3 protein-coding genes are annotated in these 2040 nt (G+C 59.3%); all 3 read right to left on the bottom strand.

The features are described from left to right. The coding region (locus tag ALO64_RS26045) for a TraU family protein (RefSeq protein WP_235804961.1) at positions 1–261 on the bottom strand (261 nt) is incomplete at its 3' end. Then, the gene (locus ALO64_RS00370; RefSeq protein ID WP_044344352.1) at positions 258–683 is read right to left on the bottom strand and encodes a TIGR03757 family integrating conjugative element protein; all 426 of its coding nucleotides are present in this window, start codon (positions 681–683) and stop codon (positions 258–260) included. The genes ALO64_RS26045 and ALO64_RS00370, both read right to left, overlap by 4 nt. Positions 684–1123: 440 nt before the next feature. After that, positions 1124–1942, bottom strand: coding sequence for an aldolase/citrate lyase family protein (locus ALO64_RS00365; protein WP_044344353.1), 819 nt, complete (start codon positions 1940–1942; stop codon positions 1124–1126). Between the last annotated feature and the right edge of the window lie 98 nt (positions 1943–2040).

Here is a 2040-nt window from a genome sequence, read left to right as displayed (position 1 = left end):
CTCGACCCAGGGGTTTTGACCGGTGCTGCTGTAGCTCGACACCACCGCATCGGGCACGTAATGCCTGACCTTGATTGATGTCCGCACGGTGCACCCGCCCCACGAGCAATAGAGCCAGTAGCAGATGCCGACGACCCGGTACTCCAGGCAGTCGGGGGACAGGGATGAGGCGATGATGGTGGCTGTGTTGAGGGCGAAGCTCGATGTGGCCCCGCACAGCAACGCGGCGGCGGCTGAAAGCCGCAGGCGACGGGAAATCATGGCTGCTCCCCGCGATGCCGCGCGATGCGTGCCACGGCCTCGTCGAGGTTGTCTTCGCCGTAGACGACGAAGCGTCGATCGACGACCACGGCCGGGATGCTGGTGATGCCCAGGCTCCAGGCATCGGTCACGCCCTGGTAGGCGTCGCGCAGGCGCTGCTGCAGCGCTTGGCCTCCGTCGTTCAATCGTTGCCGGACGACCTCCGTGGCCTGCTGTGGATCGGCAGGCAGCTTCGCGGACAACTCTGCCTCGATGCTCTGCGGTGCGTCGAGCCTGATGATGCGGCTGGCGGCCTGAGCACCAGCCACGGGGTGCCGGGCGTCGGTCACGACCCAGATGTCAGCCGCCGAAACGGTGCTGACGATAAGCAATAACGCCGGGAAGGCTAGGATCGGGCCGGGATGTGCAGAAAAAACTCGCATGCGCTTCGCCACTGGTGGATTGAATGACCCCGGTAGTCGAACGCAGGAAGCAGGTATGCGCCACGAACAATGCGCACCGCTGCACTTCCTATTCTTGATGAAACGTGGAAAGCACCCCTCGCACCCCGCAACAGGGCTCGTGGTTTGAGGCTATATGAGATCTAACAGCAGTCCTGACACCCAGTAAGTTCGGCCGCTGACTCTAGCAGCGGCGTCCATGCCAAGCATGGGCAGGCCTTCGTGATGAAGCGTTTGTCGCAGATCAATCCCTGGCTTTCGTCCAGCACCTTCAGGAGGCGCGCGGTCTGGCAGCAGGCGAAGGCTTACGGAGCGCTTTTAGAAGCGAAGCGGAGGAAACGTTATGCCCCTCCCTTCACATGACCGATGCCGTCGGCTCGACAGTGCGGACACTACAGCATCTCGCCGGTCTGGTGCGCAAATCAGTAAGCGCTTTTCACGCTCGCAGTGGGATCCTCGAGACATCCATTAAATGCACTGAGGGCAGAACCCAGCCCGGATCGAAGTACCAGCAAATCGATTGCTACAGCCACAAACAGGGCTCCAAGCCCCAGGCATTCTTTCGCGCGTGCCTCGTCAGTCATCAAAATTCCGGGCGCTTTACCGCAGGCTCTAATGCGCCCGATTGCACTATTGATAGCTGCATCGACTTCGGGGTGGCGTGGGTTGTCTGCATACCCCATGCTTGCAGACAGATCAGCTGGACCAATGAAGATCCCATCAATGCCGTCGACTGCAGCGATCTTCTCAATATTGTCTAATGCGGCAGCGGTCTCAACCTGCACTAATACACACAGGTCATTTTCCGCTGCGGCGACGTAATCTGTGGTACGCCCGAAGTTGGATGCCCGTGTTGCGCCGCCCATCCCTCTCATTCCTCTCGGCGCATAGCGCGTAGCTGCCACTGCTGCGGCTGCTTCTGTTGCATCATGCACAAACGGAAGCAGAAGGTTTTTTGCTCCAATGTCGAGATAGCGTTTGATGAGAACCGCATCGTTCCAGGCCGGCCTGACCACCGCCGAAGTAGGCGTGGGACTTGCCAGCCCTGCCGCGTCAACGGCCTGCAGTTGCTGCATCATGGTAGGGACGTCGCTCGGCGAATGCTCTGTATCCAGGAGCATCCAGTCATAGCCTGAGCCAGCCACCAGCTCGGAAACGTATGGCGAGGGTAGGGTAGACCATACGCCTATCTGTGGACGACCCTCGGCAAGCGCTCGTTTGAAAATATTATTCGTGTTCATTTCACTCGGTCTCGTATTTGTAGGAACCAGCTTTGGTTGTCTATATCGCTTACCCTTAGCTAATTCCCATCGAACGGTTCTGAACCGCCCCGGGTTTC

It is taken from the genome of Pseudomonas meliae (genome assembly GCF_001400515.1).
GTDB classification, from domain to species: domain Bacteria; phylum Pseudomonadota; class Gammaproteobacteria; order Pseudomonadales; family Pseudomonadaceae; genus Aquipseudomonas; species Aquipseudomonas amygdali.
The sequence above is the reverse complement of the archived record's forward strand: the minus strand, read 5'-3'. Positions and strand labels throughout refer to the sequence as shown.